The 15222-nt window shown below is 66.0% G+C and carries 15 protein-coding genes; 9 read left to right on the top strand and 6 right to left on the bottom strand.

Features of this window, described 5'->3' with window-relative positions; genetic code table 11:
- The first annotated feature begins 20 nt into the window (after positions 1-20).
- The 7 genes from ACPFMA_RS25580 to ACPFMA_RS25550 are packed head-to-tail and all read left to right on the top strand — an operon-like array spanning position 21 to position 6450.
- Positions 21-1262, top strand: coding sequence for a type II and III secretion system protein family protein (locus tag ACPFMA_RS25580; RefSeq protein ID WP_425929037.1), 1242 nt, complete (start codon positions 21-23; stop codon positions 1260-1262).
- Complete coding sequence (locus ACPFMA_RS25575; protein WP_009400781.1) at positions 1259-2461, top strand: hypothetical protein; 1203 nt, start codon at positions 1259-1261, stop codon at positions 2459-2461. Before ACPFMA_RS25580 ends, ACPFMA_RS25575 begins: the two co-directional genes overlap by 4 nt.
- On the top strand, positions 2448-3716 hold the full coding sequence (locus tag ACPFMA_RS25570) for a CpaF family protein (protein WP_064301595.1): 1269 nt from the start codon (positions 2448-2450) through the stop codon (positions 3714-3716). Before ACPFMA_RS25575 ends, ACPFMA_RS25570 begins: the two co-directional genes overlap by 14 nt.
- The gene (locus ACPFMA_RS25565) at positions 3713-4594 is read left to right on the top strand and encodes a type II secretion system F family protein (protein WP_425929035.1); all 882 of its coding nucleotides are present in this window, start codon (positions 3713-3715) and stop codon (positions 4592-4594) included. The genes ACPFMA_RS25570 and ACPFMA_RS25565 overlap by 4 nt, the downstream gene beginning before the upstream one ends.
- A 1-nt stretch (position 4595) precedes the next feature.
- Entirely contained in the window at positions 4596-5480 is an 885-nt protein-coding gene (locus ACPFMA_RS25560) for a type II secretion system F family protein (protein WP_420058215.1), read from the top strand.
- Positions 5481-5494: 14 nt separating this feature from the next.
- Positions 5495-6172 carry a tetratricopeptide repeat protein gene (locus tag ACPFMA_RS25555; RefSeq protein ID WP_064301598.1) on the top strand — a complete coding sequence of 226 codons (678 nt, stop codon included), beginning with the start codon at positions 5495-5497 and terminating at the stop codon, positions 6170-6172.
- The gene (locus ACPFMA_RS25550; RefSeq protein ID WP_425929032.1) at positions 6169-6450 is read left to right on the top strand and encodes a DUF3613 domain-containing protein; all 282 of its coding nucleotides are present in this window, start codon (positions 6169-6171) and stop codon (positions 6448-6450) included. Before ACPFMA_RS25555 ends, ACPFMA_RS25550 begins: the two co-directional genes overlap by 4 nt.
- Positions 6451-6580: 130 nt before the next feature.
- On the opposite strand, the gene ACPFMA_RS25545 is transcribed toward ACPFMA_RS25550, so the two are convergent.
- Entirely contained in the window at positions 6581-7363 is a 783-nt protein-coding gene (locus ACPFMA_RS25545) for a response regulator (protein ID WP_425929030.1), read from the bottom strand.
- Between the two features lie 135 nt (positions 7364-7498).
- On the bottom strand, positions 7499-7969 hold the full coding sequence (locus tag ACPFMA_RS25540; RefSeq protein ID WP_279896403.1) for an A24 family peptidase: 471 nt from the start codon (positions 7967-7969) through the stop codon (positions 7499-7501).
- A 76-nt stretch (positions 7970-8045) separates the two neighbouring features.
- On the opposite strand from ACPFMA_RS25540, the gene ACPFMA_RS25535 reads away from it, so the two are divergent.
- Positions 8046-8489, top strand: a complete 444-nt coding sequence (locus tag ACPFMA_RS25535; protein WP_064301602.1) for a TadE/TadG family type IV pilus assembly protein — start codon at positions 8046-8048, stop codon at positions 8487-8489.
- Positions 8486-11143 carry an ATP-binding protein gene (locus ACPFMA_RS25530; protein ID WP_425929027.1) on the top strand — a complete coding sequence of 886 codons (2658 nt, stop codon included), beginning with the start codon at positions 8486-8488 and terminating at the stop codon, positions 11141-11143. The genes ACPFMA_RS25535 and ACPFMA_RS25530 overlap by 4 nt, the downstream gene beginning before the upstream one ends.
- Here ACPFMA_RS25530 and ACPFMA_RS25525 read toward each other — a convergent pair.
- The 4 genes from ACPFMA_RS25525 to ACPFMA_RS25510 all read right to left on the bottom strand — a co-directional run bounded on the left by ACPFMA_RS25525 (position 11128) and on the right by ACPFMA_RS25510 (position 15151).
- Positions 11128-13077: a pilus assembly protein TadG-related protein gene (locus ACPFMA_RS25525; RefSeq protein ID WP_425929025.1), complete on the bottom strand. Its 1950-nt coding sequence runs from the start codon at positions 13075-13077 to the stop codon at positions 11128-11130. The two genes, ACPFMA_RS25530 and ACPFMA_RS25525, sit on opposite strands and share 16 nt — an antisense overlap.
- Before the next feature lie 103 nt (positions 13078-13180).
- Complete coding sequence (locus ACPFMA_RS25520) at positions 13181-13741, bottom strand: DUF4136 domain-containing protein (RefSeq protein ID WP_009400805.1); 561 nt, start codon at positions 13739-13741, stop codon at positions 13181-13183.
- Between the two features lie 17 nt (positions 13742-13758).
- Positions 13759-14391 carry a DUF4136 domain-containing protein gene (locus tag ACPFMA_RS25515; protein WP_420058219.1) on the bottom strand — a complete coding sequence of 211 codons (633 nt, stop codon included), beginning with the start codon at positions 14389-14391 and terminating at the stop codon, positions 13759-13761.
- A 10-nt stretch (positions 14392-14401) separates the two neighbouring features.
- Positions 14402-15151 (bottom strand): methyltransferase, encoded by a 750-nt coding sequence (locus tag ACPFMA_RS25510; protein WP_009400808.1) that lies wholly within the window; start codon positions 15149-15151, stop codon positions 14402-14404.
- Between the last annotated feature and the right edge of the window lie 71 nt (positions 15152-15222).

Genomic DNA, 15222 nt, shown 5'->3' with positions numbered 1-15222 from the left:
TGAGCAAGGATGCACCCTCGATGAACCATCGTTCCTCGCCGATCCGTTCCGTAACCCTGGTCGCCGCACTGCTGGCCTTGCTGCCGCTGTCCCAGGCGCGCGCCGCGAGCAGCGGTTGTGCGGCGCTGCCGCGGGTACCGGCGACCCTCGAGATCGACCAGGGCCTGCAGCAGGAACTGCGCCTGCCAGTGAGCATCAGCCGCGCCGCGGTGGGCGATCCGAAGGTGGCCGACGTGCATGGGCTGGGCAACGATGCCGTGCTGCTCACCGCCATGGCGCCAGGGGCCACCAGCCTGAGCCTGTGGACCGCCTGTTCGAGCACGCCGCGCCAGACCATGGTCTTCGTGCGTGGGCGGGCCTCGGCGGACATGCTCGCCAATCCTGTGCCGGAACCTGACCTGCCGATGCAGATCCAGGCCGATATCCGCTTCGTCGAAGTCAGCCGCACCAAGCTCAAGGAAGCCGGGGCGCGGCTGTTCTACAAGGGCTCCAACAACTCGCTCATCGGCTCGCCGGGCAGCGTGCCGGGCACCGTGGTCTCGCCTGGCAACGTACCGGTGAACACGCCGCTGATCCCGCTTGATAACGGCGCCTTCAACATTGTCTGGGGCGGGGGCAGCAGCCGCTTCCTCGCGGCCATCAATGCCCTGGAGAACACCGGCTTCGCCTATACCCTGGCGCGCCCCAGCCTGACGGTGCTCAGCGGCATGACCGCCAGCTTCCTCGCCGGTGGCGAGATCCCCATCCCCGTGCCCAGCAGCGGCAGCGACAGCCTGTCGATCGAATACAAGGAATTCGGGATCCGCCTGGCGCTGTCGCCGACCGTGGTCAGCCGCGATCGCATCAGCCTCAAGGTGGCACCGGAGGTCAGCGAACTGGACTTCAGCAACGCCGTGCAGATCGCCGGCATCACCGTGCCGGCGCTGAAGGTCCGGCGTACCGACACCAGCATTTCCCTGGCCGACGGCGAAAGCTTCGTTATCAGCGGCCTGATCAACACCAGCAACCGTTCCGCCGTGGACAAGTTTCCCGGCCTTGGCGACATCCCCGTACTGGGTGCGCTGTTCCGCCAGTCTTCGGTGCAGCGCGAGGAGACCGAACTGCTGATGGTCGTTACTCCGCACCTGGTCCAGCCCTTGGCGGCGAACGCGCAGTTGCCCGAGCTGCCGGGCGAGCGCTTGCGTACCTATGATCCGAGCTGGGGCCGGCTGTTCTTCCTGGAAAACGGCGACTTCGATCGCAAGAGTGGGTTATCCCGATGAGCGAGAGCCTGAGCCAGACCTTCCTGGCGCTGACCCGCAACGAGGGCGATCTGCAATGGCTGCAGTCGGCCCTGACGCCCCTAGGACAGGTGGTCGGGGCCGGCAACGGCAGCCTTGACGAGTTGCTGGCGCTGGTTGACGTAACCTTCGCCAACCTGCTGTTCATCGGCCTCGATCGCGAGCACGTGGTCAACCAGTGCGCGCTGATCGAAGGGGTGCTGGAGGCCAAGCCGATGCTGGCCATCGTCGCCCTCGGCGACGGCATGGATAACCAGCTGGTGCTCAATGCCATGCGTGCCGGGGCGCGCGACTTCGTCGCCTACGGCTCACGTGCCAGCGAGGTGGCCGGGCTGGTCCGGCGCTTGAGCAAGCGCCTGCCGCCGGTAACCACAAACCCTCACCTGGGCGGCCTCACGGTGCTGTACGGCACCCAGTGCGGTTCCGACGGCGCGTTGCTGACCGTGCACCTGGGGCAGGTGGTGCAGAAGAGCGGCCAGCAGACCTTGCTGCTCGACCTTGGCCTGCCCCGTGGCGACAGCCTGGCGTTGCTCGGCGTCGAGGCGTCGTTTCATTTCGGTGATGCCCTGCGCCACCTGCGCCGCCTCGACAGCACCTTGATCGACAGCGCCTTCGCCCGCGACAGCAATGGCCTGCGCCTGCTTGCCTATGCCCCGGGCGACGAGCCGCTGGAGCGCACCAGCGCTGCCGAGCTGTACATGCTGCTCAGTGCCCTGCGCCAGCATTTCCAGCACATCATCGTCAACCTCACCGGGCAGGCGGATTGCGAGGCGCTGCGCACCTTTGTCAGCCACTGCGACAAGCTGATCTGGTACACCGACCAGAACGTACTGGAATGCCGGCGCAACCTGGAAGTCCTGAATACCTGGCGGGAAAAGGGCATGAACCTGGAGCACGCCAAGCTGCTGGTGGACCGCTACCTGCGCAGCGTGATCCCGGATGCCGAGGCCCTGGGCAAGCGCTTTGCCCTGCCGGTGCTGAGCGAGTTGCCGGCCAGCGCCGAAGTGCGCCTGAATGCGCGCAACCAGGGCCTGAGCCTGTTCGAGCTGGCCCCGCGGGACCACCTGACCCAGGGCCTCAAGACCTTGGGCGAGCGCCTGGCGCGACGCTCCGAGAACGTCAAGCCCAAACCCGATGGCTGGCTGAGCCGGCTCTGGGGACACAAGCATGAGCAGCGATGAACTGTTCGGCGGCCCGCGGCATAACCTCGGCTCCGATCCACAGGCGCTCAAGCGCGCCTTGCACCGTTACATCATCGATGCCATCGAGGATTCCGGACGCAACCTGCTGGAAGGTTCGCGGCCGGCCCTGGCGCAGTTCGTGGTCGAGCAGGTCGGCGAGTACATCGCGCGCCTGCACCTGGCACTGTCGCGCTATGAAATGGAGCGCATGGCCGAGGAACTGGTGGACGAACTCACCGGCTTCGGCCCGCTGGAAGTGTTGCTGCGCGACAGCAGCGTCACCGAGATCCTGGTCAATGGCCCGTTTCGCGTGTTCGTCGAGCGGGCCGGGGTGCTGCACCAGACCGACCTGCGTTTCATCGATGCGCACCATGTCGAGCGGGTCATGCAGCGCATCCTCGCGCCGCTGGGCCGGCGTCTCGATGAATCATCGCCGATGGTCGATGCGCGCATGCCCGATGGCAGCCGGGTCAACGCGATCATTCCGCCGGTGGCCCTGGACGGGCCTTGCCTGTCGATCCGCAAGTTCCGCAAGGACATGCTCAAGAGCGCCGACCTGCTGGCGACCCGTGCCATCGATCCGGCGATCCTCACGTTCTTCGAGACCGCCGTGGCCCAGCGCTGCAACATTCTTGTCAGCGGCGGCACCGGCACCGGCAAGACCACCCTGCTGAACATCCTCAGCCAGTTGATCAGCCCTCGCGAGCGCCTGGTGACCATAGAGGACGTAGCCGAACTGCAGCTGGATCATCCCCATGTGGTACGCCTGGAAACCCGTCCGCCGAATGCCGAGGGGCATGGCGAGATCAAGGCCAGCGAACTGATCCGCAATGCCTTGCGCATGCGCCCGGACCGCATTCTTCTGGGCGAGATTCGCGGCGTCGAGGTGATCGACGTACTGACCGCCATGAACACCGGCCATGACGGCTCCATGAGTACCGTGCACGCCAACACCGCGCAGGACGCGCTGCTGCGCCTGGAAACCCTGGTCGGCCTGACCGGGCGCCAGGTCGCGGAAAAGACCCTGCGGCAGATGATCTGCGCCGCCCTCGACGTGGTCATCCAGTTGACCCGGCTACCCGACGGGCGTCGTTGCATCAGCGAGGTACTGGAGGTCGTCGGCCTGCGCGACGACGTGTATGTCACCAATACCCTGTTCCGCTTCGACCGCCGTGGCGGTGGTGGCTTCGTGCGTGAGGCGGTCAACCCGGCCGGTGACAAGCTGCGCCGGGACAACCTGGAGCCGGCGCCATGATCGCGGCAGTGCTCGGCCTGTTCGGCCTGGCGTTGCTGGCGGCGTCGGTCGGGCTGTTCTATCACGGTGCCCGCAAGGCCGCGGCCGAACGGACCTTGCAGCGCCTGGGCCAGTTGCCCGAGCCGGCGACGCTGCAGGAACCGGCCCGCGGCTCGCTGGAACTGCTGTTGTTGCGCGCCGGCTTCGACCAGCGCGGTGACCGCTTCATGCTCTGGGGCGCGGCCTGGCTGCTGCTGATCGTCCTGGCGGGCGGTCTGGCGGGCTGGCCGGGGGCGGCGATCATGCTGGTGCTTGGCCCGCTGCTGTGGCGCCTGTACATGAGCTGGCGCTATCACCGCCGGCTGCGGCGGATGATCGAGCAATTGCCGACCCTGCTGGACCACGCGGTGCGCAGCCTCAAGGCCGGACGCACCTTGAACGACGCGGTACTGGGGGCCGTGGAGATTTCCGACGATCCCCTGAGAAGCGCGATGCAGCGGGTGCAGCGCAACGTGCAGATGGGCGCCAGCCTCGATGAGGCGCTGCACGACCTGGCCGAGCTGTATGCCCAGGACGAATTCCGCGTCTTCGCCCTCGGCCTGCGCATCAACCACCGCTATGGCGGCAATGCCAGCGAGTTGCTGGAAAACCTGATCAAGCTGATCCGCGAACGCGAGCAGGGCGCCCGCCAGTTGCGCGCGATGACCGGCGAGACGCGGATGACCGCGATGGTCCTGGCCTTGCTGCCGATCTGCATGGTTGGCTACTTCATGGTGGCCAACCCCGGCTACCTGCTGTCGATGTGGAATAACCACAGTGGGCAGATGATGCTGCTGGCGGCGTTCATCCTGCAGGTGCTGGGCTGCGTCGCGCTGTGGCGCATGTTGCGGAGTATCTGAAATGGCCTTGCTGATCAGTGCCGTGCTGTTCTTCCTCGCCTTTGTGCTGCTGCTGACGACCCTGGCCCGGCAGCATCGCCGCGAGCGTGTGATCGCCCTGCGCCTGCAAGGCAAGCAAGCCGAGCAAGCCCGTGAGGACGGCTGGCTGCAGCGGCTGGGCAGCAGCGCCCTGGCCCAGCGTTCGCTGAGCCTGGATGGCGAGACGCGCATGCTGCTCGACCGTATCGGCTGGCGGCGCTCGCGCCAGCGTTCGCTGTACGCCGCGCTGCAGGTCGGCGTACCGCTGGCGGCAGCCTTGGCGGCCGTGCTGGTGCAGCAGATTGCCTATCCGGCCAGCCACACGCCCTGGCTGTTGCCGATGTTCGGCCTGGGCATCGGCTACCTGTTGCCCAAGCGCATCCTCGCCTGGGCGGCGGCGGTACGGCAGCGGCAGATTGCCGAGGAAGTCTCCAGTTTCATCCCGCTGCTGCGCATCCTCTTCGACTCGGGCCTTGCCGTGGAACAGAGCCTGCGCATCCTCAGTACCGAAGGCCGGCAACTGCTGCCGGTACTCAGCGAAGAGCTGCGGCTGATACTGGTCAGGGTCGACTCCGGGCTGGCCCTGGCGCCGGAGCTGGAGCAGACGGCCAGGCTGCTCTCGGTGGACGAGTTCAGCGACACCTGCGTGATCCTCCAGCAACTGCTGGTGCAGGGCGGCGGGGCGATGAAATCGCTGCTGGCGCTCAAGCAGCTGCTCGACGACCGGCGCCTGACCCGGCTGCAGGAAAGGATTTCGAAAATGTCGGGGAAGATGTCCATCGTCATGATGGTGTTCCTGTTTCCCGCCTTGTTGATCGTACTGGCCGGCCCCGGGCTCACCGCCCTGGCCCGGGCCTTCAGTTCCTGAACCGGGAGAGCTGCATGAAAATAGCGGGATTGATCGTTGGCGTGCTGTTGTTGAGCGGTTGTGCCGGGCAGGCTGGCGTGCCCTGGCTGGCGCAGACCACGCCCGGCGCCTGCCCCCGCCCCGATTCGTCGCAGGAGCTGGGGTTGAACATGGCCGATGAACTGCTTGCCGATGGCCGTCCCCATGCCAGCCTGGCGCATCTCGAGGAAATGCAGGACAACCTGATCCAGGTGCGGGTGCGCAAGGCCAAGGTCTTGCGGCTACTCGGCAGCAGCGAGGCGGAACCGCTGTATCGCGGCTTGCTGGGCACCTGCATGGGCGCCGAAGCGGAGCATGGCCTGGGGCAACTGGCGGCGGATCGTGGCGATAAGGTCCAGGCCCGCCAGCACCTGGTGCGCGCCGCGCGCCTGGCACCGACCGACGAAAAGATCCGCAATGACCTCGGGGTGATCTACCTCGAACAGGGTGAGCTGGACAAGGCGCGTTTCGAATTTCTCACCGCGATCGAGCTCAAGGACGACCGTCTCGCGGCGGTCAACCTGGTCACCCTGTTGCTTTACCAGGACAAGTGGCAGCAAGCCGCCGACCTGGTCAGTCGCCTGGGGCTGAGCGCCGCGCAGTTCAGCGAGGCCCAGGCCCGTGCCGAGCAACTCAAACCTGGCGGCGCGCAGCCGCCCCGGAGTCCGTCATGAAGGCTCGTATTCTTACCCTGACCTTGCTTGCCAGCCTGCCGTTGCTCGCCAGTGCCATGCCGCCCGGGCCGTCGTCGAAACCGCAGCTCACCACCGAAACCTGGCTGCAACTGCAGCCACGCGGGCTGCACGCCTCGGACAAGCCGCAGACACAGACGGCGCGGGAATACGACGAGACCATGGCGCGCTGGTTGAAGGTGTATGACTACAAGATTCCGGAGGTCTTCAAGTGGGAGAAGATGGACAGTGGCGGGGCGAAAGGCGGAGGAAGCAACTAGCCTTGCATTGCTTCTATGGCCTCATCGCTGGCAAGCCAGCTCCCACAGGTATTGCACAAGTCTCAAAGCCTGTGCTGAGCCTGTGGGAGCTGGCTTGCCAGCGATGAGGCCATCAAGCACATCACAGCACTCAGTGCTCGGTAACCCTCTGCCGCAACGCCGACCCGCTCGGCGCCAGTGCCAATGCCAGTTGGGTGCGGTTGTGCATATGGGTCAGGCGCAGTACCTGGGAGACATACAGCTTCACCGTGTTCTCGGTGATGCCCAGCTCGCAGGCGATCTGGTAGTTGGTCTTGCCCTTGCCGACCAGCCGGGCCACGTCGAGCTGGCGCGGCGATAGCGGGGCGAAGATGGTGGGGATGGCGTCGCTGTCGGCATCGCCTTCCTCGTTGCTTGCTGCATCTGCCTGGGCATGCGGGCGGGCCTTGTCGAGGTCCTGGTACAGGCCTTCGATGGACTCGGACAGGATCTTCAGCTTCTGGTTCAAATGCCCCAGCTGGTGGTAATCCTTTTGCCTGGCCAGCAACTCGGCTTCCTGCCGCCTGACCCCTTCCAGCAACTCGTGCACGTCCACCGGCTTCTGATACCAGTCGGCGAACCCCTGGCGCAGGGCCTTGATCACGTCCTGCTTTTCAGCACGACCGGTGAGCATGATTGCCTCGAAGATCCGCTCCTGTCCCGCCTTCTTCTTCAGTACCTTGACCAGTTCGATGCCGTCGTACTCGGGCATGTTCAGATCACACACCACCAGGCCTATCGTCGGATCAGCGACGAAGCGTTCCATGGCATTGGCGCTTGAGGTACAGGCCACGCAACGGTAACCGTTGCTTTCGAGGAATTCGCAGAGTTCTTCGACAATCTCGCGCTGGTCATCGACGACCAGGACTTTCACTTGGCTGGCTGGCATTTGCATCGCGACTCCATGCTGAAGTGCCCTCCCTGAATGCTGCCAAGGAGCGGTCCTGGTCACGGTGGGGCACTAACTAGAAAGTAGTCGCTCCTTTCGATTATTTACAAGGAGTGACACCGGGTTAGAGGGCCCAGGCGACTAATGGATCCATAAAAGTGCAAGCAAAAAGCCACTAAAGAGGAACGGCGCGAAGGGCTGTTTTTTTGACATCTCCTCCTGGAGTTCACGCAGGCGCTTCTTAAGCTTTTGATTGAGCAGGGACCACACCCAGCGTCGTCCCAGCAGCCAGGCCAGCACCGTGACCCCGGCACCGATGAACGTACCCAGCAGATACCACTGGTCGGTTGCCAGGGCCAGGGCCCCGAGCAGCTTCACATCGCCGGCCCCGAGCCGACCAAGGATATAGCCCGGAAGGGTTAACACCATCACCAGGGCCAGGGCCAGGGCGGCATCGGCGGGTTCGGCACCGATCCAGGTGTGACCGGTGACGAACAGGTAGACGAGGGCGAAGGTGGCGGCGCCGAGGGTCAGGGTGTTGGCGATCTGCCGTTCACGGACATCCTGTTCGGCGCAGAGGGCAAGCCACAACAGCAGGACGAGACTTTGCATTGGCGAATCGCCATCCCTTGGTCTGATTGATTCTATATTTGTCAGTAGAGGTGTCTCTGTCAGGGTAGACGCGATCATGAAAGCAAGCCTCGCTGGACGGCAAAAAGGTGCGGTGGCCATCGAGTTCGCCATCGTGTTTCTGATGTTTTTCGCGGTGTTCTACGGGCTGCTCAGCTACAGCCTGCCGATGCTGATGGTGCAGTCGTTCAACCAGGCCAGCAGCGAGGCGGTACGCCGTTGCGTGGCCCTGGACCCGGCCAGTGCCACCTATGCCACCGACGTCAATGCTCTGGCCAGGCAGACCCTGGAACAGCAACTGGCGTGGTTGCCGGGTTCGCTGGGCTTCCAGTTCGCCACGGACGCCACGGTGACCCTTAGCGGCAGCCGCCTGCTGACGGTCAGCGTGCACTACAGCAAGGCCAAGCTGGCCTCGACCTTGCCGATCCTGGTGTTGCCGGGTATCGGCGAGGTGCCGCGGTTGCCGGCGACCCTGACCTCGCAAGCGAGCCTGCAGCTTTGAACGGCGGCCCGGGGCTGTTCGACCGTTGGCGGACCCGCGCCGGCGACACCGGGGACTGGTCACAGGCCTTGAGCCCACCGGCTGTCGGCCTGCAATTGTGGTTGGACGTCCAAGGCCGGGTATTGCGCCAGGGCGGCCCGTTGCGCACGGCCCTGGCACTGCCCGCGCAGTCGCCGGCCCATTTGCGTGATTACGTGCAGCCGCAGAGCCTGCTGGTTCTTGAGGGCGAACCGGCGGATTGGCAGGCGCACCCGCTGGACCTGGACTTGCGCACCGCCGCTGGGCATAACCTGCACACCCGCGGCTGGCTGCTGGCCCAGGCCGATGGCTGGTTGCTGCAACTGTTCGATATCGGCGACCTGATCCAGCAACAGCGCCAGGGCGCCGAAGCGCGTCAGCAGCAACTGCTGGCCGGGGCGATCGCTGCGGCCCTGCGTGATTGCAGCCTGCAACGGCTGACCGAAGAGGCCGCTGAACAGTTGCAACGCCTGGCTTGGCACTGGCGGGCGAGCTGGGCGGTGATCCTGCTGCCGAGCGGCAACGGCTGGAAGTCCTTCGTCCACAGCGGAGGCGGATTGCCCTTGAATGAATCGCGCCTGAGCCCGCTGCTCGACGCGCTTCCTGCTGCACATCTCTCCCACAGTGCCGGCCAGCCGGCATTGCAGGCGCTGCAACTGCCGTTCTACCTGATGCCCCATACCCAACAACATCAAGTGCGCGCCTGGCTGCTGTGCGAGGACGCCGGTGGCCAGCGCCTGGACGACGATGCGTTGCTGCTTGCCGACGCGCTGCTCGAACCGCTGCTGGCACGCCTTGCCGGAGATCGCCTGCACGCCAGCCAGCAGCGCCTGGACACCGTCCAGGGCCTGCTCGGCGCCGGCTGGTGGGAATGGACGCCGCAGGACTCGACCCTGCACCTGGCGCCGGGCCTGGCAGCCGGTTTTGGCGTGCCGTTAAGGATCAGCCTGGCCGACTGGCTGGCCCTGGTCCATCCTGCCGACCGTGAAGCGACGCTGCTGGCCTTCAGCGCCCTGCAACGCCAGGGCGACAGCCTGCAACTGTGCCTGCGCCTGCTCGGCGAACCGGGGCGCTGGTACCGCCTGTGCGGCGAGATTACCGGCCAGGGGGATAACCGGCGCCTGCACGGCTTCATGCTCGACATCAGCGACATCAAGCAGCAGGAACAGCAGGCCAGCGCCGCCCAGGCGCGCCTGGAAAACCTGATCGCCAGTTCGCCGGCGGTGATCTATATCCAGCGCTACGAAGACGGGGCCCTGCACGCGGAATTCTTCAGCGCCAGCCTGCAACCCTTGCTCGGTTGGCGCACTGCGCCGGACGAGCGCCTGCAGCCGGCGCAATGGGTGCACCCGGACGACCAGCCACTGTGGCTGGAGCGCACCCGCACCCTGCTGCGCGAGGGGCAGGTACGCAGTCGTTACCGTCTGCGCGACCGCGACGGTGGCTGGCATTGGGTGCTCGACGAGGCGCGCCTGCTGCGCAACGACCTGGGCCTGCCGGTGGAGGCGGTGGGCCTGTGGCTGGATGTCACCGAGGCTACCCAGGCCCAGGAGCGCATACGCCAGAGCGAGGAGCGCTACCGGGTGCTGGTGGAGGACTCGCCGGCGATGATCTGCCGCTATCGACCCGACCTGGAACTGCTCTACGGCAACCAGCCGCTGGCCGATTACCTGGAGTGCACCCCGGCCCGGTTGCCGGGGATGAACCTCGGCGACTGGATGTCGGCGCAGCAGCGCGAGCTGTTCGTGCAGCGTATCGCCGCGCTCAGCCCGCAGGCGCCGGTGAGCAGCGACGAAGTCTGCCTGCAACTGCCGGGGCGCCAGCATGCCTGGTGGATCTGGTCCGACCGCGGCCTGTTCGACGAGCAGGGGCGACTGCTGGAGATCCAGGCGGTGGGCCGCGACAACACCGAGGTCCGTCGCGCCCGGCAACTGGTGTTGCAGAGCGCCAAGATGGCGACCCTGGGCGAAATGTCCACGGGCCTGGCCCATGAGATCAACCAGCCGCTCAATGTCATGCGCATGGCCGTGGTCAATGCGCTCAAGCGCATGGAAAACGGCGACCTGGACATCGAGTACCTGCAGGAAAAACTCAAGCGCATCGACGCCCAGGTGGTACGGGCCTCCAGGGTGGTCGATCACATGCGCGTGTTCGGTCGGCGTTCGGAGGTCGAGCAGTCGCTGTTCGAACCCTGGCTGGCGGTGGAAGGGGCGCTCTCGTTGCTGGCCGACGGCCTGGCCGGCAAGGGCATCGACGTGCGCCTTGGCGATCCGCTGGAGGGCCAGGTGCACGGCCATCAGGACCAGCTCGAACAGGTGCTGATCAACCTGATGGTCAATGCGCGCGATGTACTGCTGGAGAAGAAGCCCGCGCAGGCATGGATCTCGCTGCTGGGCGAGCGCGACGGGCAGTGGCTGCGCCTGTTCGTCGAAGACAGCGGTGGTGGTATCGAGCCGCGTCTGCTGGAGCGCATTTTCGAACCGTTCTTTACCACCAAGCCCGTCGGGGTCGGCACCGGCCTGGGGTTATCGGTGAGCTACCGCATCGTCGAGAGCATGGGTGGCAGCCTGAGTGTCGATAACGGTGACCATGGCGCGCGCTTCGTGATCGCCTTGCCGCTTCACAGCACCAGCTGAGCGCGGTTGTTTCTGCAATCGAGGTTGGCGCCGACGTCGGTGACCATCAGATCGATGCCCAGCACCTTGAGCAGCGCGTTGATCAGCGGATCGGTGATGCGCCCGAGCAGGGTGGTGATCTGCGGCACGAGGATGCTCACCACGTTGCTCAGGGTGCTGGTGGCGGCGGTGACCACCTGGCCCAGCGGGTTTCCTCCCTGTGGCTGGTAGGCCAGGAGCTGAATGCCGCTGAAGGTGGCGCCGAGGCTGGTGACGGCATTCGAGGCGCCCGGTGTGCTCTGGTAGACCGCCGGCTGGTTGAGGTTGGGCGGCGCGGTGGCTCCGCTCCAGAGCTGCGACGCGCTGTTGGCCGGCGAACCGACCACGCTGCTGTTCACCTTGATGCCGACCCCGCCACCGGCGAACGGCACCCGGGTTCCGCAGCCCAGGGTCAGCAGCGTCAGCTTGGTGCAGACATTGGTACCGAAGTCGATCAACGGGATGGCCTGCACCGCCGCGTTGCCGGTGACGAAGAAATCGTTCGGCGTGGCGAATTTACCGATCGCCACCCGGGCGGCTGCGGTCTGGGTGGCGGCGGTGAGCGTCTTGTTCGGGGTGCAGCTGTAGCCGGTGACCCGGCTGGTCGCCGAATCCACCTCCAGGCCGATATCCAGGTGCGGCGGTGCGTCGGGCACCAACTGGATATCGCTGACCTTGCAGGGCACCAGGATCAGGCAGCCCACCGATTGCAAGGTGCCTTGCAGGTTCAGGCCGAGCAGCGGATTGATGATGTTGGTGAGCGGCGTTGCCAGGTTGAGCACGGCGTTGGCCAGCCCGGCGATGGTGCCGAGCACGGGCAGGTCGAGCGACGCCAGGACGCGCACCTGCGCCGTATGCACCTCGATCACGTCCGTGGCCGGATTGCCGATGGCGGAAAGCTGCTCCGGCTCGATCACCTTCACCCGGATCGTGCCGTTTACCAGGCCGAGCAGGCTCAGCGGTATCTGCACCACGGCCGCGCTGTTCTTCGCCGCCAGCATCACGGCTGCCTGGACCAGGTCGATGGCCTTGAGCGTTGCATCGAGGCCGGCGGTGGAGGTGCCGTTCTGCAGGTCGAGAATATCGCCGAGCTTGATCAGCGTGCTGTTGTCGGCCCCGACCAGCACCCTGCCCAGGTTGGTGACCACATCCGCCGCTGCGCCGCTGCGCGACAGTACCGTGGCGGTGGCGCGGATCAGATCGGTGGCGTGCAGGTTCTTGCTGAGCAGCTCGTCGTAACGGCCGGCGCCGACGTATACGTCGATCGCCAGTTGATCGAGGAAGTCCAGGAGCTTGACGTCGGTATTGGCGATGCCCTGCCAGCCCACGGCGTTCAGGCTTACCCGGCCGCCCAGCGGATCGACCAGGGCATTGAGCAGCGCCGATTTGCTTGAGTCCACCGTCGCCAGGGTCGAGCGCAGGCGCAGCATGGCCCGTGGCGGCAGCGGTGCGGCGGCCACGGCGTGGGCGTGGAGTTGGGTGGTGGCGGGGATCGCCTGGCCGGCGACCAGGCTGCGAATGCCGGAGGCGATGCTGGTGGCGACGTTGTTCGTGGCGTCCACCTTGATGGCCTCGGCGATGGCTGGATTGGCGCTGAAACTGCGCCGGCTGGCGGCGCCCGTGGTGACGCTGCCGCAGGTGGTGACCAGGGTCCGGCCATTGCCGACGCTGAAACCGTTGCGGCTGGCGCTGACGTTGGCGAGGGTTGCGGCCTGGGGCCCGACGCCGTTGCAGGTCGCGCTCTGGCCGGCCGCTTCCAGGGCGGCCATATCGACCACGCGCTGCAACTTGCGCTGCTCCATGTACAAGCGCCCGCCGTCCACGGCCACCAGGCCGAAGACCAGGGCCATGGCCAGGGTCAGGACAGCCGCCAGGCCGATGGCGCCGCGCTGGCGTTTCGCGAATCGGGGAGACACGAGCACTCCTTTGCCGGCACATGCCGTGCACGTCGCGTGCGTTCAAGGAGTGTAGCCAAGGATATGGCCAGTCGCCTCTAGCCCCTGACCCCGCGGTGCCGGGTCAATGCGGCGGATAGTTGGCCAGCACCTGCGCCACTGTCTTCTGGATCGCCGAATTGCGCTCTTGCGGCGTTGGCGGGTAGTGGTTCATCACCTGCTCGGCACTGCCGCGCCAGACCAGCTTGCCGTCGCGACCGTCGAACAGGTCGATCTGGATGGTCGCCACCTTGTACTCCACGGTGCGGGTTTCGTTGAAGGCCGGGCCGCCCCAGTAGCCGCCGTAATAACCACCCCAGCCTCCGCCGTACTGGGTAGTGATCTGCTGGTGACGGTTTTCCACGATCAGGTAGGTCTGCACCTTGAGGTCGCCGCGGCTACCGGCCGGGGCCGGACGCAGGCCACGCTGGTCGAGTTCGCCGCTGACCGCCTGGCGGATGCGCTGTTCGGTCAGGTCGCTCTTGATCCGTGGATCGTCCGGGCGATATTGCAGCGCAGGCTCCTGCCAGCTCCAGCTGCGGTAGCCGGCGAAATCGCGGCTGGCGTCGAAGTCCTGGGACACGTTGTTGCTCTGGCAGGCAGCGAGCAGCGCCATAAGGGACAGCAAAGCGAGACGTCGAAACATGATGATTCTCCAAAGGCCTAGCTGGGAGGATAGCCGCTCATGGCTTTATCGACGGCCTCGCGCAGGGCATCGGCACGCTCGGCCAGGGAGCCCTGGCTGGCGGTCTCGGCACTGGCGCTCCAGACCGGCTGGCCGCTGCCGGCATCGAACAGGTCGACACGCACCACCATGACCTCGACTTCATAGGTGCGCACCACAGGCACGCTGCCGTAGATGCCGTAGCCGCTGCCGTAAGGGCCGCGGCCATAGCCCATGCCGCCGTAGCCACCGTAAGGCCCATACGGGTAGTAATCATCGTCGCGGTATTGGCGCAGGCGCCGTTCCAGGTGCATGTCGGCGCTGACCAGCAGATCGCCAAGTCCGTTCCGGGCCGGACGCAGGCCGCGCTGGTCGAGCGCATTGCTCACCGCCTCGGCCAACTGCGCCGGGTCGATCGACGCGCTGCCCGCCGGTAACCGGCCGTCGCGCCAGCTCCAGTTGCGGTAGCGCCCGTAATCCCGGGCGGGGGCAGGGTAGGCGCTGCGATCGAAGGTGTTCGCCGCCTGTGGCGGCGCCGGGGGCAGGGGATTTGAGCTGGCGACATAGGGATTGCTGCCCTGGCAGGCGGCCAGGGTCAGGCAGGTCAGGGCAAGAACGACGGGGTAGCGCATGGGGCTCTCCCTAAAGGGGACGGCAGATCCAGTGCAGGTAGCGGCCAAGGCCGGCGAAGGCTGGATGGCGCCGGTGGGCCAGTTCCATTTCCAGCAGGTCGATCAACTCGGCGCGGGCCTGGAACTCGGTCGGCATGTAGTCGTGGAACACCCGCACGCCACTCTCGGCCTCTACCTGCCATAGACCTTCGAGCCAGGTCCTGAGTTCGCGAGGATCGACGGGTTTTTGCGGGGTCAGGCTCTGTTTCTCGCCGGCCAGGGTATTGCGCCGCATCTTGCGGAAATGGCCCTTGAGCAGGTTGCGATAGACCAGTGCATCGCGGTTGTAGAAGGCCAGGGACAGCAGACCGTCGCTGCGGGTCAACTGGTGCAGCACTGGCAGGATCGCCTCGGGTTCGGCCAGCCACTCCAGCACCGCATGGCACAGCACCAGGTCGTAGGGTTCGGTCAGTTCGCCGAGCAGGTCCTGCCAGGGCGCCTGGATGAAGGTGGCCGGCTGGCTGGCAGCGGCGAAGCGCTCGCGTGCGCCATCGAGCATCGGTGCGGCGGGTTCGGCGAGGGTCAGGTGATGGCCTCGTTCGGCGAGCCACAGCGCCATATGGCCCAGGCCGGCACCGATATCGAGGATGCGCAGCGGGCGTTCCGGCAGGCACTCGGCAAGATCGGCCTGGAGCACGGCCAGGCGGATCGCGCCCTTGGCGCCACCGTAGATCTTCTCGGCGAAGCGGGTCGCAAGGGCATCGAAATGACGGTCGTTCATTGGTATCGGGTCTCCTGAGGCGATATAGCTTCAGGGGGAAAGTTCGGGCTGGCAAGGGGGGTCGTATGGCT

The sequence above is a fragment of the Pseudomonas sp. NyZ201 genome, from assembly GCF_049860765.1.
In the GTDB taxonomy this organism is placed as follows: domain Bacteria; phylum Pseudomonadota; class Gammaproteobacteria; order Pseudomonadales; family Pseudomonadaceae; genus Aquipseudomonas; species Aquipseudomonas bharatica.
The sequence above is the reverse complement of the archived record's forward strand: the minus strand, read 5'-3'. Positions and strand labels throughout refer to the sequence as shown.